At 56.9% G+C, this 23,968-nt stretch carries 21 protein-coding genes; 3 read left to right on the top strand and 18 right to left on the bottom strand.

Annotated features, from left to right (window positions below):
• Positions 1 to 2: 2 nt before the first annotated feature.
• A complete protein-coding gene (locus OSC50_RS16275) occupies positions 3 to 281 on the bottom strand; it encodes a hypothetical protein (protein ID WP_034096561.1) in 279 nt (92 codons plus the stop codon).
• A gap of 217 nt (positions 282 to 498) precedes the next feature.
• Between OSC50_RS16275 and OSC50_RS16280 the strand changes: the two genes are divergently transcribed.
• Positions 499 to 1,536 carry a patatin-like phospholipase family protein gene (locus OSC50_RS16280; protein ID WP_253511447.1) on the top strand — a complete coding sequence of 346 codons (1,038 nt, stop codon included), beginning with the start codon at positions 499 to 501 and terminating at the stop codon, positions 1,534 to 1,536.
• Between the two features lie 164 nt (positions 1,537 to 1,700).
• Here OSC50_RS16280 and OSC50_RS16285 read toward each other — a convergent pair whose 3' ends face one another.
• The 6 genes from OSC50_RS16285 to kdpF all read right to left on the bottom strand — a co-directional run bounded on the left by OSC50_RS16285 (position 1,701) and on the right by kdpF (position 9,709).
• On the bottom strand, positions 1,701 to 2,390 hold the full coding sequence (locus OSC50_RS16285; protein ID WP_181078277.1) for a response regulator: 690 nt from the start codon (positions 2,388 to 2,390) through the stop codon (positions 1,701 to 1,703).
• Between the two features lie 37 nt (positions 2,391 to 2,427).
• Complete coding sequence (locus OSC50_RS16290) at positions 2,428 to 5,079, bottom strand: sensor histidine kinase (RefSeq protein WP_266248593.1); 2,652 nt, start codon at positions 5,077 to 5,079, stop codon at positions 2,428 to 2,430.
• Between the two features lie 125 nt (positions 5,080 to 5,204).
• Complete coding sequence (gene kdpC, locus OSC50_RS16295; protein ID WP_266248592.1) at positions 5,205 to 5,750, bottom strand: potassium-transporting ATPase subunit KdpC; 546 nt, start codon at positions 5,748 to 5,750, stop codon at positions 5,205 to 5,207.
• A gap of 92 nt (positions 5,751 to 5,842) precedes the next feature.
• Complete coding sequence (gene kdpB, locus OSC50_RS16300; RefSeq protein WP_266248591.1) at positions 5,843 to 7,906, bottom strand: potassium-transporting ATPase subunit KdpB; 2,064 nt, start codon at positions 7,904 to 7,906, stop codon at positions 5,843 to 5,845.
• Positions 7,907 to 7,915: 9 nt separating this feature from the next.
• The gene (gene kdpA / locus OSC50_RS16305; protein ID WP_266248590.1) at positions 7,916 to 9,610 is read right to left on the bottom strand and encodes a potassium-transporting ATPase subunit KdpA; all 1,695 of its coding nucleotides are present in this window, start codon (positions 9,608 to 9,610) and stop codon (positions 7,916 to 7,918) included.
• 9 nt (positions 9,611 to 9,619) lie between these two features.
• Complete coding sequence (gene kdpF, locus OSC50_RS16310; RefSeq protein WP_003218754.1) at positions 9,620 to 9,709, bottom strand: K(+)-transporting ATPase subunit F; 90 nt, start codon at positions 9,707 to 9,709, stop codon at positions 9,620 to 9,622.
• A gap of 385 nt (positions 9,710 to 10,094) precedes the next feature.
• Here kdpF and eat point away from each other — a divergent pair, with 385 nt between their 5' ends.
• Positions 10,095 to 11,459 (top strand): ethanolamine permease, encoded by a 1,365-nt coding sequence (gene eat, locus OSC50_RS16315; RefSeq protein WP_181078266.1) that lies wholly within the window; start codon positions 10,095 to 10,097, stop codon positions 11,457 to 11,459.
• A 111-nt stretch (positions 11,460 to 11,570) separates the two neighbouring features.
• A complete protein-coding gene (locus OSC50_RS16320; protein WP_012722955.1) occupies positions 11,571 to 11,738 on the top strand; it encodes a DUF2897 family protein in 168 nt (55 codons plus the stop codon).
• An 8-nt stretch (positions 11,739 to 11,746) separates the two neighbouring features.
• Here the strand turns inward: OSC50_RS16320 and OSC50_RS16325 are convergent, their stop codons facing one another.
• From OSC50_RS16325 to OSC50_RS16375, 11 genes are all read right to left on the bottom strand, one after another.
• Positions 11,747 to 12,595 (bottom strand): urea carboxylase-associated family protein, encoded by an 849-nt coding sequence (locus OSC50_RS16325; RefSeq protein WP_266248588.1) that lies wholly within the window; start codon positions 12,593 to 12,595, stop codon positions 11,747 to 11,749.
• A 218-nt stretch (positions 12,596 to 12,813) separates the two neighbouring features.
• On the bottom strand, positions 12,814 to 13,146 hold the full coding sequence (locus OSC50_RS16330; protein WP_266248586.1) for a ComEA family DNA-binding protein: 333 nt from the start codon (positions 13,144 to 13,146) through the stop codon (positions 12,814 to 12,816).
• 208 nt (positions 13,147 to 13,354) lie between these two features.
• The gene (locus OSC50_RS16335; protein ID WP_266248584.1) at positions 13,355 to 14,788 is read right to left on the bottom strand and encodes a hypothetical protein; all 1,434 of its coding nucleotides are present in this window, start codon (positions 14,786 to 14,788) and stop codon (positions 13,355 to 13,357) included.
• Between the two features lie 204 nt (positions 14,789 to 14,992).
• The gene (locus tag OSC50_RS16340) at positions 14,993 to 16,987 is read right to left on the bottom strand and encodes a polysaccharide biosynthesis protein (RefSeq protein ID WP_266249704.1); all 1,995 of its coding nucleotides are present in this window, start codon (positions 16,985 to 16,987) and stop codon (positions 14,993 to 14,995) included.
• A 95-nt stretch (positions 16,988 to 17,082) separates the two neighbouring features.
• Complete coding sequence (locus OSC50_RS16345) at positions 17,083 to 18,102, bottom strand: MraY family glycosyltransferase (RefSeq protein WP_266248582.1); 1,020 nt, start codon at positions 18,100 to 18,102, stop codon at positions 17,083 to 17,085.
• The gene (locus tag OSC50_RS16350; RefSeq protein ID WP_266248580.1) at positions 18,099 to 19,061 is read right to left on the bottom strand and encodes a UDP-glucose 4-epimerase family protein; all 963 of its coding nucleotides are present in this window, start codon (positions 19,059 to 19,061) and stop codon (positions 18,099 to 18,101) included. The genes OSC50_RS16345 and OSC50_RS16350 overlap by 4 nt, the downstream gene beginning before the upstream one ends.
• Positions 19,062 to 19,076: 15 nt before the next feature.
• Positions 19,077 to 19,997 (bottom strand): glycosyltransferase, encoded by a 921-nt coding sequence (locus OSC50_RS16355; RefSeq protein ID WP_266248578.1) that lies wholly within the window; start codon positions 19,995 to 19,997, stop codon positions 19,077 to 19,079.
• Positions 19,994 to 20,581 carry an LbetaH domain-containing protein gene (locus tag OSC50_RS16360; protein WP_266248576.1) on the bottom strand — a complete coding sequence of 196 codons (588 nt, stop codon included), beginning with the start codon at positions 20,579 to 20,581 and terminating at the stop codon, positions 19,994 to 19,996. The genes OSC50_RS16355 and OSC50_RS16360 overlap by 4 nt, the downstream gene beginning before the upstream one ends.
• A gap of 17 nt (positions 20,582 to 20,598) precedes the next feature.
• Positions 20,599 to 21,603: a glycosyltransferase gene (locus OSC50_RS16365; RefSeq protein WP_266248575.1), complete on the bottom strand. Its 1,005-nt coding sequence runs from the start codon at positions 21,601 to 21,603 to the stop codon at positions 20,599 to 20,601.
• Between the two features lie 5 nt (positions 21,604 to 21,608).
• Entirely contained in the window at positions 21,609 to 22,634 is a 1,026-nt protein-coding gene (locus OSC50_RS16370) for an EpsG family protein (RefSeq protein ID WP_350355782.1), read from the bottom strand.
• A 150-nt stretch (positions 22,635 to 22,784) separates the two neighbouring features.
• The gene (locus OSC50_RS16375; protein WP_266248573.1) at positions 22,785 to 23,963 is read right to left on the bottom strand and encodes a glycosyltransferase family 2 protein; all 1,179 of its coding nucleotides are present in this window, start codon (positions 23,961 to 23,963) and stop codon (positions 22,785 to 22,787) included.
• Between the last annotated feature and the right edge of the window lie 5 nt (positions 23,964 to 23,968).

Raw genomic sequence — 23,968 nt, forward strand, 5'->3', positions numbered from 1 at the left:
GATCAACGGCCGGCGCGTGATTCACGAATATAGAAGCGTGCTTTTTCGGCCTTGTTGGCACAACCTTCAAACGCTTCGAATTGCTGCTGGGTTTTCGCGCCGGTCAACAGCGACAAGGCTTTGGAATAGCTCACGGTGCCGGCGAAACCTTCGGCCTTGGCCAGGTCCAGTTCTTTCCAGGCGGCATCCAATTGCGACCCGCAGCTGTCGCGGTAGGCGGTTTTCCCGGCACAACCGGCCAGGGCCAGCACGATCACAGGTACACACATCCAGGCTTTCATTGATGACACCTCAAAAGGAAGAAACAGTCGTAGGGAGTAGACGTTGCCCACGGGGAAAAGTGCCTTGTCCACCAAGGGGAAATCACGCCCGCCGATTGCCAGAGCATACCCGAGCGGCGTGACTATTCTGGAAAAATTGTGCAGGTCGGCGCCGAGCATTGAAGCGGCCCCCTCAATAGGTGCATTGTGGGCGTCTGCGTTGGAAAGGACATGGACCATGAAGAAACGTGTTGCCCTGGTGCTGGGCTCCGGCGGAGCCCGTGGCTACGCCCATATCGGCGTCATCGAGGAGATCGAGCGGCGCGGCTATGACATCGCGTGTATCGCCGGATGTTCCATGGGGGCCGTGGTGGGTGGCATCTACGCCGCCGGCAAGCTGGACGAATATCGCCGCTGGATCGAAAGCCTGGATTACCTGGATGTGCTGCGCCTGGTGGATGTGAGTTTTCGCCTGGGGGCGATCCGCGGCGAGAAGGTCTTCGGGCAGATTCGCAAGATCGTCGGCGAACTGAATATCGAAGAGCTGCGCATCCCCTACACCGCCGTCGCCACCGATCTCACCAACCAGCAGGAAATCTGGTTCCAGGAAGGTTGCCTGCATCAGGCCATGCGCGCCTCGGCGGCGATTCCCAGCCTGTTCACACCGGTGATGCAAGGCAACCGCATGCTGGTGGACGGTGGCCTGCTCAACCCGTTACCGATCGTACCCGTCGTCTCGAGCCACTGCGACTTGATCATCGCCGTCAACCTCAACGCGACCAACCAGAAGCACTATCAGCTGCCGGTCATTCCTCGCCCGCCGGCGTTCAAGAGTCGTTTCAACAGCCTGGCCAAGTCACTGGGCTCGCACTTGCCCTTTCGCCGCAAACAGGCCGAGCAGTTAATGAAGCTTGAACAGGAAGCGCTGCAGGCCCAGGCAGCGGATATCAATCCGTGGCTGGAGTCGGCCGAACCCGAATCGCAGCAACCGGCCGCCGCGCCGGAAAAACCCGGTGCGCCGAAGTCGGCGACCGGATCTTTCATCATCGATAATGTCGGCCCGGCGTCGCTGCTGGACCTGATCAACCAGAGCTTCGAGGTGATGCAAACGTCGCTGGCCCAGTACAAAATCGCCGGCTATCCGCCGGATGTGCTGATCAACGTGCCCAAGCGGGTGTGTCGTTTTTTTGAGTTCTACAAGGCACCGGAGTTGATCGCCCTTGGGCGGGAGATTGCCAGCGACACGCTGGATCGGTACGAGAGTGAACAGCCTTGAAGGCGCCGGAGTCAGGCTTGTCCTGGTGAGCACGCTTGTTGTGGTGAGCAGGCTTGCCCTGCGCTGGGCTGCGAAGCGGCCCCACTTCAGACAATGTGGTTTACCCGACAAACCAAGGCGCCTGGATTTGGGGCATACCCTCTACTCAAACGCCGGAAACATATTTACGCCCCCAGCAACCGATACCCCACCCCGGCCTCGGTCACAATAAACCTCGGCTGCGTCGGGTCATCCGCCAATTTCTGGCGCAGATGGCCCACCACGATGCGCAGGTAGTGGCTGTCTTCGGTATGGGTCGGGCCCCAGATGTCCTTGAGCAGTTGTTGCTGGGTAATCACCCGACCGGGGTGGCGCGCCAGTTGCGCCAGCACCGCGTATTCCTTGCGGGTCAGCGCCACTTCGGCGCCGTCCAGCAGCACGCGGCGATAGGCCAGATCGACGGTCAACGGGCCGAAGCACAACGCGGCTTCCTGCGCCTCACCCGCCGGGGCCTGGCGCAACAGTGCACGTATCCGCGCGAGAAATTCCTGGATGCCAAAGGGCTTGGTCACATAGTCATTGGCGCCGCCGTCGAGGGCTTCGACCTTCTGCCCTTCGCTGGCGCGTACCGACAGCACCAGCACCGGCACCGTCGACCATTCACGGAATTCGCGCAGCACTTGCTGACCATCCATATCCGGCAGCCCCAGATCCAGCACCAGCAAGTCCGGCTTGCTCAGCGCCGCCTGGGCCAGGCCTTCGTTGCCGGTACCGGCCTCGATCACTTTGTAGCCCTGGGAGGCCAGGCTGATGCGCAGGAACTTGCGGATCTGCGGTTCGTCATCAATGACCAAAATCGTCGCGGTCTGGCTCATGGTGTTCCATCAAAATCCGGGGAGAAAACAGGGTAGCTCACGGCTCACGCTCCAGGCCAGGCTGGGTGGGCAGCGGCAGGTACAGACTGATGCAGGTGCCGCGCCCGTCGATGCCGTCGCCAACGCGAATATGCCCACCGTGCGCGCCAACCATCCCCTGGCAGATCGCCAGGCCCAGGCCAGTGCCCTGCCCGCCGCGATCACCGCGCGCAGCGGTGTAGAACATATCGAAAATTTTCGTGCGCTCCTCCTCGGGAATCCCCGGCCCTTCGTCAGCCACGGCGAAAAACAGCTGGTTGTCCAAGACCCCGGCCTTCAATTGCAGGCGCCCGTGGGGCGGTGAAAAGCGCGCAGCGTTTTCCAGCACATTGACCAGCGCCTGTTCGATCAACGCCGCGTGCACATACAGCAGCGGCAACTCCGGCGGCACATCGGTGCTCACCTGCAACGGCGCCAGCACCGCGCGCAGACGGCCCAGGGCGCTGCCGACGATATCGCCCGGCGACACCCAATCGCGCGCCAATTTGAGCGCGCCGTGGCCCAGGCGCGTCATATCCAACAGGTTCTGGATATAGCGGTCGAGGCGCTCGGCCTCATCGCGGGTGCCCTCAAGCAGTTCGAGACGATCTTCCAGGGGGATGGCCTCGCCCAGCGCCAACAGGCTGTCGATGCTGCCGCGCATGGACGTCAACGGCGTGCGCAAATCGTGGGACACCGAGGCGAGCAAGGCGCTGCGCAGTTGTTCGGTTTCCCCGTGCAGTCGTGCGGACTCCAGCTCCTGCGCCAATTGGGCGCGGGCCAACGCCTGGGCCAGGGGTTGACTCAAGGCCGTGAGCAGGCGACGGCGTTGGCCGCTCAACTCAAGGCCGGGTTTAGCGCTGACGCCCAGCAAACCCAGCGGCCCCTCCTCCCCCGACAGCGGCCACCACCACCAACGCCCGAACGGCAAGGTGCCGGTGCCCATGCCCGCCGGCTGGTCGTGTTGCCAGGCCCAGTCGGCGGCGGCGCGTTCAGCTTCGGTGAACGTCAGCGGGCCACCGTTCTCCACCGTCCAGCCGCCCTGACCGTCGCGATTGACCAGGCACAAGTCCAGATCGCTCCAGCCCTCCAAGTGATGCGCGGCCGCGCTGATTACCGCCTGGCGGTCGGTGGCGGCGGTGAGTTTGCGTGACAGGTCGAGCAGTTCGCTGGTCTCTTCCTGGGTATCGCGCAAGGCTTGCAGTTGCCGGCGCTGGCGCGCGGCGAGGTTGCCGGTGAGCGCCGCCATGAGCAGGAAAAACAACAGGGTCAACACGTCTTCTTCACGCTGGATAGCAAATGAGAAGTTCGGCGGAATAAACAGAAAGTCATAGGTCAGGAACGACAACGCCGCGCACACCAGGGACGGTCCCAGGCTGCTGCGTACCGCCACCAGCAACACCGCCGCGAGGAACACCAGCGAAATATTCGGCAGCGGCAACACACTGGACACCGCCCACGCCACGCCAGCGGCCACCAGGGTGGCGAACACCGCCAGGGCGTAATCGAACCACACCAGGCCGCGCACTTCCGGTAGACGTGGCGCAGCCGGGGTATCGTCGCTGTCGAGCACGTTGATTTCCAGGCCCCGGGCATTGCGCAGCAGCCGTGCGGCCAGGCCGCCCCCGAACACCTGGCGATGCCAACGTCTGCGCGACTGCCCCACCAGCAGCAGGCTGGCGCGACGCTCGGCGGCGTGCTGGATCAAGGTCTTGGCCACCTCGCCGGCGCGCAACAGCACCACCTCCCCGCCCAGCCGCTCGGCCAATTGCTGGGCGTTTTGCAGGCGCAGGCGCGATTGTTCGTCCCGTGCGCGACCGTTGTCGATGTGCACCAGGCTCCACGGCAGATGCCGACGCTGCGCCACGCGGCTGGCGTGCCGCACCAGGCGTTCGGCCTGGGCATCGCCATCCACGCCCACCAGCAAACGCCCGCGCACCGCTGGCGCGGCCTGGCCGAGTTGGCGGTAGCCCTGGGCCAGGTCGTCGTCGACGTGGGCCGCGGCGGTCTGCATCGCCAACTCGCGCAGCGCCATCAGATTGGTCTGGGTGAAGAACGCATCGATGGCCGCGCGCGCCTGCTCCGGCACGTAGACCTTGCCGTCGCGCAGGCGCTCGAGCAGTTCGCGGGACGGCAGGTCGATCAGCAGCAGTTCGTCGGCCTCCTGCAACACCCAGTCCGGCAGGGTTTCACGCACCTGCACGCCGGTGATGCCGCGCACCTGGTCGTTGAGGCTTTCCAGGTGCTGGACGTTAACCGTGGTGAACACGTCGATACCGGCGGCCAGCAGTTCCTGGATGTCCTGCCAGCGTTTTTCATGGCGGCTGCCGGGGGCGTTGCTGTGGGCCAGCTCGTCCACCAGCACCAGTTTGGGCCTGGCCGCGAGCAGGCCGTCGAGGTCCATTTCTTCAAGTGTCACGCCACGGTACTCGCGGCGCACCAAGGGTTGCTGCGGCAGGCCACCGAGCAAGGCTTCGGTTTCGGCGCGGCCGTGGGTTTCGACCACACCGGCGATCAATTTCACGCCCTGGCGCAGCTGGGTATGGGCGGCCTGGAGCATTGCGTAGGTCTTGCCCACACCCGGCGCGGCCCCAAGAAAGACTTTGAGCCGGCCACGGCCGTCCCGGGGCAGATCGGCTAACAGGGCGTCGGCGCGGCCGGAGTCGCTCATGCTCGTTGGTTCCTTACGGTGTTTATTGGTTGCGCTTCAGGCCGCCTTCACGGGCAAGCCCGCTCCCACATTTGAAATGCATACTCCTGTGGAAGCGGGCTTGCCCGCGAAGGCGGTTTCACTGCTTACAATTTTTCCAGGGCCATGTTCAATGCCAACACATTCACCACCGGCGGGCCCACCAGCGGGCTTTCGATGTGTTCATCCAGCAACCGCTGCAACGTGGCCACCGGCACGTTCCGCGCCGCCGCCACGCGCGCCAGTTGATAGGTAATCGCCTGCGGTGGCAAGTGTGGATCAAGTCCGCTGCCAGAGGTCGTCAGCGAGGCCAATGGCACCGGCCCCTGGCTGGGCACCAACTGTTTAGTGGCATCGTCGAAGACGCGCGCAGCCAACGCCGGGTTGCTCGGCCCGAGGTTGCTGGCGCTGCTCGACACCGTGGCAAAAGCGCCGGCGGACGGACGCGGGTGGAACCAGCTGTCACCGGTAAATTCCTGGGCGATCAGGCTGGAACCGCGCACTTTGCCGCTGGCGTCGCGCACCAGGCTGCCGTTGGCCTGGTCGGGGAATGCCAGCTGGGCCACGCCGGTGACCACCAACGGGTAAGCGATGCCGGTGATCAGAGTCATCAGAACCAACAGGCTGATGGCTGGGCGAATGGTAGGGGTCATGTTCATATCCTCAATCAGTTGAGAAACCCGGTGGTGAGGGCGCCGGGGCCGCTGCCCGAGCAAGCGCCCTCACCACGCAAACAGGCTTGGAGTTACACCAGGTGCAAGGCGGTCAGCAGCATGTCGATGGCCTTGATGCCCACGAACGGCACCAGAATCCCGCCCAGCCCGTAGATCAACAGATTGCGGCGCAGCAAGGCCGCCGCACTCGCCGCCTGCACCCGTACACCGCGCAGTGCCAGCGGGATCAGCACCACGATAATCAGTGCATTGAACACAATCGCCGACAGGATCGCGCTCTGCGGGCTCTGCAGGTGCATCACGTTGAGCACGCCCAGTTGCGGGTAGATCGAGGCAAACAACGCCGGCAGGATCGCGAAATATTTGGCCACGTCGTTGGCGATGGAAAACGTGGTCAGCGCGCCGCGGGTCACCAGCAGTTCCTTGCCGATCTGCACCACGTCCAGCAACTTGGTGGGGTCGCTGTCGAGGTCGACCATGTTGGCGGCCTCGCGGGCGGCCTGGGTGCCGTCGTTCATGGCCATGCCGACATCCGCCTGAGCCAGCGCCGGGGCGTCGTTGGCGCCGTCGCCGCACATCGCAACCAGGCGACCGTCGTTCTGCTCATGGCGAATGCGCGCGAGTTTTTTCTCCGGAGTGGCTTCGGCGAGGACGTCATCCACGCCGGCTTCGGCGGCAATCGCGGCGGCGGTCAGCGGGTTGTCGCCGGTGACCATCACGGTGCGAATCCCCAGCTTGCGCAGCTCGGCGAAACGTTCACGGATACCCGGTTTGACCACGTCCTTGAGGTGAATCGCGCCGAGCAATTTGCCATCGGCACACACCAGCAAAGGCGTGCCGCCGCTCTGGGCGATCTTGTCGATCTCCCGCGACATGGCCGGTTGCAGGTCGCCGCGTTGCTGGCCGATAAACGCCAGCAGCGAATCCACCGCGCCTTTGCGGAACACGCGGCCTTGGTAGTCGACACCGGACAAGCGGGTTTCGGCGCTGAACGGCACGCCGGTCAGTTCATCCGGGGTCGGTTCAGCCTGTGGGTGCAGGGCGCGCAGGTATTCGACGATGGATTTGCCTTCCGCGGTGTCATCCGCCAGGGACGCCAGCAGCGCGCCCTCGGCCAGCTCGCGGCCGCTTACGCCAGGCGCCGCCAGCACGGCCGCGCAACGACGGTTACCGAACGTGATGGTGCCGGTCTTGTCCAGCAGCAGCACATGCACGTCCCCCGCCGCTTCCACGGCGCGGCCGGACTTGGCGATCACGTTCAGACGCACCAGACGGTCCATGCCGGCGATGCCGATGGCCGACAACAAACCGCCAATGGTCGTAGGAATCAGCGTCACCAGCAGTGCGACCAGGAACACCAGAGGCAAGCTGCCATTGGCGAAGTGGGCGAACGGCTGCAGCGTCACCACCACCAGCAGGAAGATCAGGGTCAGGCCGATCAGCAGGATGTCCAGCGCGACTTCGTTGGGAGTTTTCTGGCGTTTGGCGCCTTCCACCAGCGCGATCATGCGGTCCAGTGTGGACTCGCCGGGGTTGGCGGTGATCCGCACCAGCAGCCAGTCGGAAACCAGCCGCGTGTTGCCGGTCACAGCCGAACGGTCGCCGCCGGACTCACGGATCACCGGCGCGGATTCGCCGGTGATCGCCGCTTCATTGACCGCCGCGATGCCTTCGATAACCTCACCGTCACCGGGGATCATCTCCCCGGCGGCAACGCGCACCACATCGCCTTTACGCAAGCTGGTGGCCGGCACGACCTTGAAGCTGCCATCGGCTTCCTTGCGCCGCGCGCTGAGCCCTTCACTGCCGGCCTTGAGGCTGTCGGCGCGGGCCTTGCCACGCCCTTCGGCCAAGGCTTCGGCGAAGTTGGCAAACAACACGGTGAACCATAGCCACACGGCGATTTGCACGGCGACGAACGTGGGCACCGCCGTGTCCGGCACGAAGCACAGTACCGTGGTGAGGATCGCCGTGAGTTCCACCACCAGCATGACCGGCGAGCGTTGCAGTTGACGCGGATCCAGCTTGACGAAGGACTGCACCAGCGCCGGGCGCCACAGCGCGGAGATGGCGGTTTTGGCCGGCTCCTGGGGTTTGACCGGGGCGGCATTTTTTACAGGCATATTCATTTTCATATCCCTTTTCTAGAAGCCCATGCTCAAGTGTTCAGCGATAGGCCCCAACGCCAGTGTCGGCAGGAAAGTCAGGCCGCCCACCAGCAGAATGGTCACGGTCAACAGGGTCACAAACAGCGGGCCGTGGGTCGGGAAGCTGTTCTGGCCAATCGGTGCGCTCTTCTTCATCGCCAGGCTGCCGGCCAGGGCCAGTACCGGGAGGATGTAACCGAAGCGGCCGATCAACATGCCCAGGCCCAGCATCAGGTTGTGGAACGGCGTGTTGGCACTCAGGCCGCCGAATGCCGAACCGTTGTTGGCGCTGGCGGAGGTGTAGGCATAGAGCAACTGGCTGAAACCGTGGGGTCCGGGGTTGCTGATGGCGGAGGCCGGGCCCGGCAGGCTGGCGGCGATGGCACCCAGTACCAGCACGCCAACCGGCATCACCAGCAAGGTCACCACCAGCAGTTGTACTTCTTTGGCCTGCAGTTTTTTGCCCAGGTATTCCGGGGTGCGGCCGATCATCAGGCCGGCGAGGAACACCGCAATCAACACGTTGAGCAACATGCCGTACATGCCGGCACCGACGCCGCCGAAGATCACCTCGCCGACCATCATATTGACCAGCGCCACCATGCCGCTGAGGGGGCTGAGGCTGTCCTGCATGCCGTTGACCGAGCCGTTGGACGCGGCGGTGGTGGTCACCGACCAAAGCACGGTGCCGGTGGTACCGAAGCGCGCTTCCTTGCCTTCCAGCGGTGCGGTTTGCTCCACCGCCGGGTTGTTCAGGGTCGGGTTGGGCTGGTACTCGGACCACAGCGAGGTCGCGCCACCGATCAGGAACAGCGCCAGCATGCAGCCGAGGATCGTGCGGCTCTGACGCAGGTCTTTGACGTAGTGACCAAAAGTGAATACCAACGCCACCGGAATCAGGATGATCGACGCCACTTCGAACAGGTTGGCCCAGGCAGTCGGGTCTTCAAACGGATGGGCCGAGTTGACGCCGAAGAAACCACCGCCGTTGGTGCCCAGTTGCTTGATGGCAATCTGGCTGGCCGCCGGGCCCAGGGGGATCACTTGATCCACGCCCTGCATCGTTACGGCATTAACGTAATGGGCGAAGGTCTGCGGTACGCCCTGCCACACCAGGAACAGCGCCAGCACCAGGCACAGCGGCAACAGGCCATACAGGGTGGCGCGAGTCATATCGACCCAGAAGTTACCCAGGGTGCGCGCGGATTTGCGGCCGATCCCACGGCAAAGCGCGACCAGCACGGCAAGGCCGGTGGCTGCGCTGACGAAGTTCTGCACGGTCAAGCCGGCCATCTGACTGAGGTAGCTCAGGGACGCCTCACCGCTGTAGGACTGCCAGTTGGTATTGGTCATGAAACTGACCGCCGTATTGAACGCCAGCGTCCATTCCTGGCCCGGCAAATTCTGCGGATTCAGTGGGAGAGCACCTTGGAACAACAGGATCGCGAACAACAGCAAAAAACCCGCAAGGTTGAACGCCAGCAGGGCCAGCATGTATTTCTGCCAGCTTTGCTCCTGCTGCGCGTCCACGCCCGACAGGCGATAACAGGCTTTTTCGACAGGCCCCAGCACGGGGCTCAGCCAGGTGCGCTGGCCTTCCATTACCTTGTAGTAGAACCGCCCCAGAAACGGCGCCGGCACCAGCACCACGGCGAAGAAGGCGATGATCAGCCAATAGTCATAACTGTGCATAGCCTGCTCCTAGTTCCGATCCGCGCGTAACAGCGCAACCAGCAGATAAATGAACAGCGCCACGGCCAATAGCAGTGACACCCCGTCCAGAACGCTCATGGAAGTCTCTCCGTTTAGCGGCGAGTGCCGCGTGTGGGGCAATTGTCGGCAGGAATGGTGTAAAGGAACGAGAGCGAGGGCGTGGGCGGGGCGTAAAGACGGCGTAAAGAGTGGGTTTATGCGGGTGCTGGGGTGGACGCTATCGGGGTTCAAGCCCCCTCCCACATTTGCCCGGGTACATCCTAGGTCAACCTGTGGGAGGGGGCTTGCCCCCGATAGCGCCGGCCCGGCCACCGCCGCACCTGACTGGTGCAACACCGCAACACTTCAAACGCCAAACCATCCCCCACACGACAGTTGCAACGCTTTACGACACGGTTGCGCGCCATGGCATGGCCGCTGCAACACCTTGAACCATTCCAACCCGTTCAAGGAGCGCCACACGATGAACACACAACTCAAACCCACCTTGGGCACCCTGCATCTCTGGGGCATCGCCGTCGGGCTGGTGATCTCCGGGGAGTACTTCGGCTGGAGCTACGGCTGGGGTGTAGCCGGAACCCTGGGGTTCCTGGTGACCTCATTGATGGTGGCCGCGATGTACACCTGCTTCATCTTCAGCTTCACCGAGCTGACCACCGCGATTCCCCATGCCGGCGGGCCGTTTGCCTACAGCCGTCGAGCCTTCGGTGAGAAAGGCGGCCTGATCGCCGGGTTGGCCACCTTGATCGAATTCGTCTTCGCGCCACCCGCCATCGCCCTGGCCATCGGCGCCTACCTGAACGTGCAGTTCCCGGCCCTGGACCCGAAACACGCAGCCGTCGGCGCCTACATCGTCTTCATGGGTCTGAACATCCTCGGCGTGAAACTCGCCGCCACCTTCGAGTTGGTGGTGTGCGTACTCGCCGTCGCCGAACTGCTGGTGTTCATGGGCGTGGTCGCGCCGGCGTTCAGCTTCAGTAACTTTGCCCTCAACGGCTGGGCCGGCTCCGACACCTTTGGCGCCCCGGCGATTGCCGGCATGTTCGCGGCAATCCCCTTCGCCATCTGGTTCTTCCTTGCCATCGAAGGCGCGGCCATGGCCGCCGAGGAAGCGAAAGATCCCAAGCGCACCATTCCAAAAGCCTACATCAGCGGCATCCTGACCCTGGTGATCCTGGCTATGGGCGTGATGTTCTTCGCCGGCGGCGTGGGCGACTGGCGCGCCCTGTCGAACATCAACGACCCATTGCCACAAGCCATGAAAACCGTCGTGGGCGACAGCTCCGGCTGGTTGCACATGCTGGTGTGGATCGGCCTGTTCGGTCTTGTGGCGAGTTTCCACGGCATCATCCTGGGCTACTCGCGCCAGTTCTTCGCCCTGGCACGCGCCGGTTACCTGCCACCTTTCCTCGCCAAGTTGTCGCGCTTTCAGACACCGCACCGCGCCATCATTGCCGGCGGCGTGGTCGGTATCGCCGCCATCTACAGCGACGGCCTGATCAACCTGGGCGGCATGACCCTGACCGCGGCAATGATCACCATGGCCGTATTCGGCGCCATCGTGATGTACATCATGAGCATGCTCAGCCTGTTCAAACTGCGTAAGACCGAACCGCTGCTGGAGCGCACGTTCCGCGCACCCGGTTATCCCATCGTGCCGGGCATTGCGCTGGTACTGGCGGTGGTGTGCCTGGTGGCAATGGCCTGGTTCAATGCCTTGATCGGGCTGATCTTCCTGGGCTTTATGCTCGCCGGCTTCATCTACTTCCAACTGACCGCCCAGGACCGCGCCGATGCGCCAGCGGATGCGATGCTGACAGGGCTTTAAGGTTTCTGAGGCGGAACAGGCCTACACTGAACTACTCAGAAAGCCTGTAACTCAAAGCAGTTATTACCGTGGGAAAACTCTCCCACGGCAATCTGCCTCAAGGAGAGCGTTATGCCGTGGTATGCATGGTTGATTTTAGTGGTGGCGATCGGGTCGATCGTCGGTGGCCTGATGATGCTGCGCGACAGCGCCAACAAGGTTGAACTCACCGACGAACAACGCAAGCGCGTGGCCGAGCGAAATGCGCAGGCGGATGCCAAGGATGCGCAGGATCGCTGAACCTTGGGTTATTCCCAAGCCGCCCTGGCGATCTGCAAACCGTGCTGTCCCTTATAGGCAGCACGTTCCGGCTGGCTCCAGCCACTCAGCAACTCGTCCTCCAGCTTGTAAACCTCAACCCCCAACGGCCGACACACCGTCAGCGGGTCCTGCGCATCCGGCCCCCACATCGGCAGCGACAAATCCCCACCCGGACAGGTCGACAGCGCACACAGCAGATCGATCTCGGCAAAGAACTCCAGATAATCGCCCTTCTGCGCCGGACAGGCTTTCATGAAGTACATGTCGTCATGATTGAGGCCCGTGCATTGGAAAATATTCAGCACATCGTGCACGTCGAACTCCGTCAGGCCGTGGGGTAAAACCGCGCGGGTCAGATTCGAGTGACAGTGGTGGTGGAAGTCTTCGCCGGTGAGCATGCGGTTCACATAGGGGTCGCAGCGCGTACCGAGCAGATCATGCAGGCGACCGCCGTGCTCGTCGATGCCGTAGTTGGCCAGGCTGTCGTCGGTGATAGTGACCAAGGGCCTTAGAAAGGGCAGGTTCGACCATAGACGGTCGTGAGTGCTGACATGGGCTCCCTGCAGCTGACGCGTACGCGCCGCCCATAAACGCTCGCGTGGGTCGTTGGCGTTCCATACGTTGAAGTCGCCGACCTGCGGGCCCACCGGTGTCGTGACACGGAATACATGCCCAGCCGGCACTTTCCACGCCCTCCCCGTACGAATCGGTACCTCGAACTGCTCGATCAACGTACGCTGATCCTTGTGATCGCGAATACGCGTATAGAACGCCGTATCAACCTGCAATGCTGAGCCTTTACTGACTTGGTAAGCGGCCGGATAGTCTTCGTACATGCTGCAGATCCTCAATCAGGGCTAGGTAAACAGCGCCAACACTGGAGCTTCGAATCATTCAAGTACAAGCTAATGACCTCGTCTCCCGCCTGTTTATCAGAGCGTAATGGTTGAACCATTTTCACTCCAAACGTAATCAGTATTCGTGCCAACGTCACGGGGTTCAGAAAATAAAAAGACCGGTCAATGACCGGTCTTCTAGGCGACTTTTTACATCCTTAATTAATAATAAGCCTGTCGCGATTTTTCTCCAGCAATGCCTTGCCGATACCCTTTACCTCAAGCAACTCATCTACCGCCGTGAACGGGCCATTACTTTCGCGGTAGGCAATGATCGCCTTGGCCTTGGCGGCACCGATGCCAAACAGGTCACGGCGCAACACCTCGGCGTCCGCGGAGTTCAGGTTGACCTTGGTGAACTGTTCGACTTTGTTCATCTGAACGGTGATAGGCGCTGCGGTTTCCGGCTTGATAGACGGGGCTGCGTTGGCGACAGCAGAGAGAGTAGTTAGCAAGGCGAAGACCAGAGACGACAAGTAAGTGTTATGCATTGGTGACGCTCCATGACATCGTTAATAAGAAAGCAGCTTTTCGAAGCTACCTCTCAAATCTAGGCAATTGCATGGATTAGTCAAAAACAGCTAAGTTACAAAACATGAGTTCAATACTTTCAACATTAAGTGATAAACACCCACGCAATGCCTTCTTACCCGTTATGAAGAGGGCATTCATTATAGCGGCCAAAAAGCTGTCGGCGGGTTAATGTGGTGCTACATTGATACCTTTGGCTTCAAGCTGGCGGGTCAAATAGATCACTGCCGCTTTGAGTTGATAAAGTTCTTCACGATCCGAAACCGACAGGTAGCCTTCAGGATTGACCACCACGGCATCCGGGTTAGTCTTTTGAACATCTTGAGCCAAGTTACCGGTCTCATTACTGGTTATCTTCTGCCGCTTCTCTGTTACGACGCCTTTTGCGTCGGTTTCTTTCCACACAATGTAGCGGTCAGACACATAAATTTTGTTGGCTAGCACACGCTGCATGCTTTTGGCATAATCGACCTCACCATGCACCTCTTGCAACTTGCTATCGGTCGGGGTCATGACACGGCCCACCTGCACATCGCCTACAAAGTAACCGGAATAGTTGCTCTTGCCGCCAATTGCGTTGGCGTAAACGCCATAGTTGGCGTCGTTTCGTCCATCTACGATCGCACGGTAGCCAATAGCTTGTTTACCATCGGTTGCGAGCACTGTCGAGCTGGCACCGCGTACGTCATCGGAGCCGCTCACTGCATTACTCACTCGCGCATCGATAGCGGTCACGCGCGCGGAGCCTGTTGACGCAGCGTTCGGCTCAATGCGTGACTCGCTAGCCACGAGCGGCGCGTTGCGTGAACCACCCCCTGAGACCAAGTCAGACGTGACGACGCCCATTGCGCCGTTAGCGCGCTCGAAAGCGTTTGATACTGGCGAGTTGTTTGTCGCGTCAGTGAGCGAGTCAACCGCTTTGGCTGCGTTGGCTGCCGAGAATGCCCTTAGTGCAGAGTCTCGCCCTCTGGAGTCGGCCAAGATCGAATAGCCCCAATCTCCCGACTTTTTCAGGCCGGCAACTGACGCATTATCAATGCCCACCGCGCCTTTCGCATAACCCAGCACGCCATAACCAGGCCCGGCGCCGTTCAAGCGCTCACCATAAACGCCGGAGCCGTCAGTTGATTCATTTTTGCCATAAACACCATGACCATCGCCGGTCAGGATTTTGTAACCGGTGACACCGCTGCCGGTACCTGTTCCACGCATCAGCCCGTAAACGCCTGACCCGTCACCATTCTCCCAACGAGTCCCGATTACCCCATTACCCGGGCCGGCAGCACGTCGATTGCCGACAATCGCATCCGCCATAGTCGTCCTGGTGGTGGCACCGCCTATGGCACCACCGCCCGCCCCACCGTCACCCTCGTCCAACGCATGAAAACCGTAGCCGGATGCAAGCGGGCCAATTGCATTGTGGTAAGCAAACACGGCATCAGATACGCCGTGCGTATCCTTGACCACGCGCAAAGAACTTGGCTTGTCCACCGAGTCATCAGTGACGATATTTACATGGTGGGCGGTAACTTCCGGGATAGGGTCGGCAATTACAACGCACGGAACGGCGCTCAACAGCAACGCCACGGCCCAATTACTCATCAAAATTTTCCTTTAAAGTCAATTGTTCAATCATACTAAACGCGATTGCCAAGGATTTTCAGGCCGACACTTTTCATGAGTTTCGGCTAAATACCAGAGAAAAGCCGCTACATCACTCAGCGCTCATGATGTAAAAAAAGGCCGATCTATGTCGGCCTTGTTTTTCCACAACGTTTTAGTATGAGAGGCTTAGCGCAATTGTGCTCAGGGTTCCAGGCGACGTTGCTGGTAAATCCAGTCAACGATTTCACCATCAGGTGCGTAGCCACTCACGGTGTCACGCAGCAGTTGACGAACAAGCGTGTAATCATCCTGATCCACCGCTGCGAGCAGCTCGGTCAACCTGGCTTTAAGCACATCCCACGGCAGATAGTCTTCGTTAGCGCTCATGATCATCGGGTGTTGAGTCGCCACCACGTTGTCACCGATCAACAGCTCTTCGTACAGCTTTTCACCAGGTCGCAAGCCGGAGAACTCGATAGAAATGTCGCCATGCGGGTTCTTTTCAGAGCGCACGCTGAAGCCTGAAAGGTGAATCATTTTTTCGGCCAGCTCGACAATTTTGACCGGTTCGCCCATGTCCAGCACGAATACATCACCACCGCGGCCCATGGAACCCGCCTGGATGACCAACTGAGCCGCCTCGGGAATGGTCATGAAGTATCGCGTGATCTTCGGATGGGTCACCGTCAGCGGCCCCCCCGACTTGATCTGTTTGTGAAAAAGCGGAATAACAGAACCTGAGGAACCCAGCACATTGCCAAAGCGCACCATTGTAAAACGGGTCTTGTTAACGTGCGAAACGTTTGATTTTTCGCCAAATAAAACAGGTGCGATTTCGCGACTGAGCGACTGAAGCGTCAACTCGGCCAAACGCTTTGTACTGCCCATCACGTTAGTCGGGCGAACGGCTTTATCGGTTGAAATCAACACAAAGTTTGCGACACCTACCTGAAGCGCAGCCTGAGCTGTATTCAGCGTACCGATCACATTGTTCAATATGCCTTCGGCTATGTTGTGCTCTACCATCGGTACGTGCTTATAAGCCGCCGCATGATAAACAGTATCAACATGCCAGGTTTTCATTACATCCAACAGCTTGGCCTTGTTACGTACAGACCCCAGGATTGGCAACACTTTCACAGGCAGCGACTCGCGGACGACACACTGTTCAAGTTCAGACAGAATACTGTAGAGATTAAACTCACTGTGCTCGAAAAGTAACAGGGTCGTCGGGCGCAGCGATAGGATCTGCCGACACAGCTCGGAACCAATAGAACCGCCTGCGCCAGTCACAAGTACGCTCTGACCCTTGATGCAATGTTCAAGCAATTCGTGCTGAGCTGGTACGGCGTCGCGGCCTAAGAGATCGGCGATGTCGACTTCTTGAATATCGTCAACCTTCACACGCCCGCTGGCCAGATCCATGAAGCCTGGAACGCTTCTGACGTGCAGCGGAAAAACCTCCAGAAAACTGAGAATTTCGCGACGACGCGCCCGGTTTGAAGAAGGCAGTGCCAAAAGAATCTCTTGAGCACCGGTTATATCGATCATGCGCTGGATGTGCTTCGGTTTATATACCTGCAAACCGGAGATCACGCGGTCGGAAATACTCGCGTCATCGTCGATGAAGGCTACCGGGCGCATCACGCGGCCCATGCGTAACGCTGCAACCAGTTGGTTACCCGCAGCCCCGGCACCATAGATGGCCACACGCGGCAGACCATCTTCACGACTGGTGAAAGGAACATGCTGAACCGTCGAAAACCAGTCACGAAGGAAATACTGACGCATCGCCAAACGCAGGCCGCCAACCATGATCAGGCTGAGCCACCAGTAGTTGAAAATAATCGAGCGCGGAACTACCGTCTGGTGATTGCTGTACCAATACACCAATACGCCCAGAATCAGGGACGAAAGGCTGACGGCCTTGATAATCGCAATTAACGCATCATTACCGAAATAGCGCATGACCGCTCTGTACATACCAAAACGAATGAACAAAGGGATCGCAACTATCGGCGCGGCAAGGAACAGCCACAAATGGTCTCGCAGAGGATTGACCATATCATCAATGCCAAGCCTTACGACAAATGCCAGCCATAACGCCGCCCACACGACGATTACATCAGTGGATACCTGAATAAGGCGTTTCTGACGCCGTGGTAGGCCCACAAGCATCGTCCGTAATTTCTCCATAACCCCTTCGTCCACCCAGACTGCTCCTACTAATTAAGCGCCAGCCCTGATTGTACGGCTCTCAGCAATTTTTGACTGCAAATATCACCGTGCTGCTAAGAAGCGTTTTCAAGCTTACCCGCATGAAACTTCACCGCCAACGCGACAAGCGGCAGGTAGGCCAGCAACAGACACACAAGGCCGTCGACCTGATAAACCGCAGCGGCGATTGCCCAAGGCATAAGCCATGCCACGTTGATCGCAGCCACAGCCAACGTCACCGGGCGATGATGCCCGAAACGCCGAGAAGCGTATTGATAGGCATGGCTGCGATGAGCCTCGTAAATTTTATCACCGCGCATTAAGCGACGAGCTAGGGTGTAGGTCGCATCAACTACGAATACCCCGACCAGAATCAACCAAGACCAAAAGAGCTGTGACGACGTCCAGGCCGCCTGAATAGAGATAATCCCCAGCACAATGCCCAAAAAACCGCTGCCAGCGTCGCCCATAAAAATTCGCGCGGGGGGGAAGTTCCAAAAAAGGAACCCTATAACAGACATAGCTAGTAAAAAAGGCAACCAAATCAGCTGGGGCAGCCCGACAAACCAGTACAGTAAACAAGCGCCAAAACAGGCAAATATAGCTTCGACACTGGCTATACCGTCAATGCCATCCATAAAGTTATATAAATTCAGCATCCAGACTAAATAGAACGCTGCCAAGATGTGGCCTACCCAGCCAAAATCAACACTGACACCCATTAACTGAAGCGGCGGAAGCCCACCGAGCCAAAAAAGCGCCCACGTTGCAGCGCAAAAATGACCGAGCAGACGCCAGCGTGCCGCGATATGACCATGATCATCCATAAACCCGATAATCGCGATTAACGCGGCCGCACACCCCAAGCCAATCAGCACCTCTAGGCCAACTAGGTTTAAGTACCCGAGTACTGGCAAGCATAAAAGAAACGCCAGCACGATGGCCACGCCTCCACCGCGCGGGGTCGCGACCGAATGCGAGCTCCTTGCATTGGGGATGTCCATAATGCTTCTCGACAAAGCGTAACGCCTTAACGCGCCGGTCAGCACGAGCGACAGCAGGACAACGACGATAGCTAGAGACCCGTAAATCATTGTTCTTTAAGTTCCAAATAATGTAAAGCCGTCGCTCTAAGCGCTGCATCAACCGTCACCGGAGGCTGCCATTGCAGAACCGTCTTGGTCTTAGCAATATCGACCTGCAACGAACCCAATAGTCGCTGCGACAGGTCCTTTTTTCCGACCGCCGCGGCAGTAACTTTCAACATACAACCAGGCACAGGAAGAAGATAAGCACGTTTATTCAACGCTTTTGCCATTTTTTTCAGCAGGCCCGTGGTTGATAAATCCTGCCCGTCACTGGCCAAAAAGGTTTGATTAGCCGCTGCCGGGTGCGCAATACACGTCACGATCAGATCAACCAGGTTATTGATCGCGACCAGACTGCGGCGGTTACCTATAGCGCCAAACGGTAAAGGAACGCCCTTGTCCAACCAACGCATCATGCTTAGGAAATTGGCCTTAACGCCTGGGCCGTATACCAGTACGGGGCGAATAATGACGACCTGCATGCCGGTCTTTTCAGCCAGGGCACGAAGCCCGTCTTCGGCTTCCCTCTTCGACACGCCATACGGGTCGGTGGGGCAAGGCGCATCGTCAGCCTTATAAGGGATGCCCGGCAGAGTGCCGTCGCCGTTTACTTTGATCGAGCTGATAAACACAAACCGCTTAACGCCTGCCGCCGCAGCTTGTGACGCGAGGTGCAGAGTGCCGTCAACGTTGACCTTACGAAATTCGGCAAGCGGGTCCATCACAGTATCGTTCATCACATGCACGCGCGCCGCGCAATGAACGACAACATCTTGGCCAACCAACGCCGTCGACCAGTCAACCAATTCTTCCAACGAGTCAAAATTTACCGTTTTCACAGACGCAGGAATTGAATCAACGTGTCGTCGTACCGCCGCCACACAGGGAATATTATCGGCGACTAATCTTTCGACTAATGCCCGGCCAACAAAACCAGACGCGCCCGTCACAAATATGCTATTCATAAGCGTAGCCTCGCACTAATAAATTCCTAAAATGATCACGATCGCTAAAAGAAAACGATCACGAAGTCGACGCCGTGTGCAATTGAAGTTCTTCACCAGGAAACTTAACGAAACTTTACCGGAAGCTTTTAACTCGGCAGGCAGTTGCGGCAGATCTGCCGACAACAGCTGGGTAATTTTGGCTATCTCAGCTCTGTACCAACCGGAACGCATCAACGACAGGCGAGCCATAAGCGCTTTTAAACCCTCATTTGCGCCTACCTGATTATTAGAGTGCTGACGGTACAGTATCTTTGGGCAAGGATCGATAAACCACACCAAGCCCTTGGCACGAAACCAAGCGTACATCAACCAATCATGCAGAGATACATTATTCGCCGCGGACCAATTATCCAAAAGAAACTGTTTGAAGGCACTAGCCTCTGCCACCTTCAATACATAACTACAGCCTGGGCCTGCAGCCTCAAAAATGAAGTCATACGTTTGTTGTGCTTGCGCCTTATTCAAGACCACTTGGCGGCCGTCAGGCCAAAACGCTGTGACGTTACCCGAGTAAGCCGACACACCGGGATTGGAAAGCTTTTGATGAGCTGATACAAGTTTGTCGGCGACCCAGATATCGTCTTGATCAGCGAAGGAAATATAATCATAACCATTGAAATCCACATCACGAATCAAACGAAAGAAGTTTTTCGCCGCCCCTCCAAACTTAAGACCGTAGGGCAATGGAATAACGCGTGCGTCAGCCTCGCTGAGTGAAGTCACCCATTGCTCAGTGTTATCTGACGATATATCGACACTTACAAACAATGTAACGTCGACACCTTGCTGACCAAGAATTGAGTCAACCTGCTCTTGCAGCCATTGGGTGCCGTTATAGGCCGCCATTAATACTGCCACGCGCGCCTTGGTGGGCGCGGTACTCAATGTGCTCATACCTCCACCCACGATGAGCTGACGATATCATAGGATTTTATCACCTTAGCAGGCGATCCCACCGCAATACACATTGGCGGAATGCTGCGCGTCACTACCGACATGGCACCGATAATACTGCCTCTTCCGATAGTCACACCCGGCAGCACACACACGAACTCACCAAGCCACACATCGTCTTCAATAACGATAGGAGCAGACACGAGCTTGCGCTCTATAGGGCTCTCAAAAGGCGAGGAATGGGCTTCGCTGCCTTTATACACCCCGTGGTTGTGGTCACTGATAAAGACCTTGCTCGCGATCAATACCCTGTCGCCGATTGTGATCGACTCAACACTGCCCAAGTGCACGTAATCATTGATTTGTACATCCTTACCAATATGGATACAAGTGCCAGCCTTTTCGGGGAAAGCGTCAATCCTACAGCTTACCCCGGTAGTAAACCCCTTACCGATCGCAACATGCCGCGCACCACGCATATAAAACGGACGTCGCACAATACGCGCGCTTGGGTAAAATAGCCTGCTATACATCACGTCACAGAGCAGCTTCAAAAGCCCTCTAAAACCATATACTTTCAGCACAATAGTTAACCTATAAATTAGTAAGGAGAATAGTTAATAAGCTTCAAACTTTTAGCAATTAAACGCAGCAGCCGCGGATACGTGGCCAGTCTCAACACCGCCTTGTGTTTAATTCCAAGTAATGCCTGAACGTCTGGGCTATTGGCCAGATTCATCTCAGGCAGCCCCATTAGCTTAACTGCTACGCTATTGTACTCCGCATACACCGGCATACGAAAAGCGGCGAGCACCAACGCATGAGAAATTTGCTTGGACACATGAGCAAGGAATAAATGATAGTATTGTTGCGCCACACCATTTTTTTCAAGAAAGATAGATTCCAATCGAATGACCTCTATCAGCGAGCTAAAAAATACCCAACTAATAGAGCGGCTAGTACTGTTATTTCTAATCAAGGCGTGGTAATAAACCTTAGAAACAAACGCTGTACGCGATGAGAAAAAAGAGACCGCCCTGGAAAAATACATGTCCTCACAGGCGCGGACCGCTGGAAACTCAATTGAGTGCTCTCGTAAAAATGAACGACGGTACATCTTGTTGACGGGACTTGATAAAACCGCATCATCTAACATTGCCGCTTTGAAGATGGCATCCCCCGACAGTGTTTCAAAGCGGAAACGCCTGATCTCGTGCACAATCTTCTCGTCTTGCGTGACAAAGTCAAGACCAAAACTAATGAAATCCAACCGTTCCTCTGTCATGCGCGAAACTAAGTCTAAGCACAGGTCTTTATCAATCCAGTCATCTGCGTCAACAAAAACAATGTACTCCCCCGAGGCGACGCGCACACCCAGATTGCGCGCCACGCCTTGTCCACTATTGAGCTGTTCTAAAAATTTTACGTTTAGGTCATGCGCAAAAAATTCTTTGCAGACCTCCAGAGATCCGTCGGTGGAGCCGTCGTCAACAATTATAATTTCGATATTTTTATAAGTCTGAGCCTTTAAACTTACCAAGCATCTCTGCAAAAATTCATGCACATTGAACACGGGAACAATAATTGAGCACATCGCTTCCGACATCGGGTTCACTCCCAGAAAAACAAATATGGTACAAAGGGCGATGGACCTTCGTTAAAGCTGTCCGAAAAATTCTTCATTTTTAGAATGAACGCAATAACCGCCACGCCCAACAGTGCTGCTTTAGACACGTTGGAAAGTGTGACACGATTGCTCGACATCGAAATGATAAAGTAGAGAAACGTCGCGAAACTGACTAACTGCAAAAACCTTAAGCCTGCGTATGAAATTTGCGCAACACCGAACATCAAGCATGCAATACTTAACAAAATACAGCAGGCCGAGAACGTATTTTTGCGTGTGCCAGGATCAAGCATCCATATTAAGAGCGCCGCAACAGTGACGATTAAAGTAGACAGACCCGAAAAGATAGAAGCGGTGTAAATCTCAGAGTAATTCTGAAATTTCGCGATGAAATACGGGTAGGCGCCGACGAACCCCACGGCGAATAGAACCGTGCAACCAATCAATACCCTCCAGCGCCGACTGTGCAGAACATACAACATCAGGCCAAGCAGCCCACCCGAGCTTTGAATCAGGCTGGCCACCACTACCCAAGCGATGAACCTTTTCTCTTTGCCATCTCTTAAGTAAATTAACGCCCAAAAAACGATAGCAAACGAAAGTCCATAGCGGACCCCATTCATCACCATATCAAAATAATAAACGGGAATTATAAAGGCGCAAAAAACCAGCAATGATTGGTTTTTTTGAATCGCGCCCATTACCAAAAAAACCGTCGTTATTGCGCCTAATGCGGCCAATACAGCTCTTGGCGAGTCAAAAAAACTCGAAAAAAACAGGATCAGTTTTTCAAACAAAGGCTCAAACGTGCGGGTATACTCGCCGGCCTCCGCGATGCGTTGTATTTCTTGCAAATAGACGGCCGTATCGATACCGACGTTACCTCTAAGCAATGCGATCAAAATCATAGGGAGCAGGCCTATGAAAAAGAATGTACGCGGCCACCTTGTGTAGCTACCAAACAAACTCGCCATCACAAAAAACAAGGTACTCGAAACATAAAATTCCATTAAAAACCTATTCACCTAAAAGCGTTACTATTGAGATCCATCTGTAAAAATTTAACGGCGAACCATATACCTCTTGCTATTTTGATTCACGGCAAACGGCGCAAACCTTAATAAAAATCAAAACTAACGCCTTACCCTCTGCACGCGCGCTCACACCGGAAGCCTAAGCTTTGCAGGGTAATCAGCTAAAAAAAGTTGCAAGCCGTGACTCGCGCTGTACGTCGTATCAAGCCCCTTCAACACTGAGCTATCAAGTGACACTTTTGACTTAAACAGCTTTGTAGAAATGCGTGACAGAACCCACACAAACTCCGCCCCCACCGAGCGAACCACTTGATAGATTACTTTCGCGTAACCATAGTACGCTGCGGTTCTTCGAAAAGAACTAAACGTTTCTTTGTAAGAACGAGGAAAATAAACGAAGCACTTTACCAGCACCCGGCCAAAATTTGGATGTAGATTAAGGCCGTCAGACGCTTCTACTTTTTCAACGGCTTTCAACAGCGAGTAGGACCACACCGTCGGAACCGAATAAAATTCCGGGATACGCTCATCCCATACCAGATTTTTAAACGGAGCAATATGAGCGTTTTCCCTTAGCTTGCCGTAATGCTCACCTGAACTGCTTTGCCCAGAAGTACTCATACCTGAAGCACCCGGTATAATAACAGGATAATCTACCAGTACGCAGGCATTCGATTCATTGGCAATAAGAAAAGAGCTGTATATATCAGGGCTTACACCGCCAAATACCTGACCGTACTTCAGCTTGATTCTCCGCGCCAACTCCGCAGAAATCATCCCGGCATAAGCGCGAGGCATATCAAAAACTCCCCCCCCAAAATTATCAAGCGCATGGCGCATGGATGCTTTTAAGTCATGAGGTGTCACCGAGCCGTCAAAGGGCGTGATGTGCAGGGTTGCGGAATAAGCATCGCCTTGAGTGGAGTGCTTAAAGTCATCCCAGTAATACAAAGCCGGAAAATTAAATTTCACAGAATCAATTTTCTTGCCTCGCGCCCACTCAGCGACCTGCACGATCTCTTTGCCAACAAAGTCGTCATCCCCGATGAACACCAGGTACTCACCGTCCGCAGAATCAAGCCCGAGATTAAAATTATCGACAACACTAATGCCATGGCCCGACCTGATTAACTTTAAACGCGAGGCTGAGTAACTGTCCACGAAGTGGCCAGAGATCTCGTCAACAGGGCTGGAGTCGCACACCACCACTTGAATATCGGGCGACAGCTCTAAAATTGAACTAATCGATTGCACTGCGTACTGGGCACGGTTATGTGTAGGTATAATGACGCTTAATAAGGTCATGCTGA

This window comes from Pseudomonas quebecensis, from assembly GCF_026410085.1.
GTDB classification, from domain to species: domain Bacteria; phylum Pseudomonadota; class Gammaproteobacteria; order Pseudomonadales; family Pseudomonadaceae; genus Aquipseudomonas; species Aquipseudomonas quebecensis.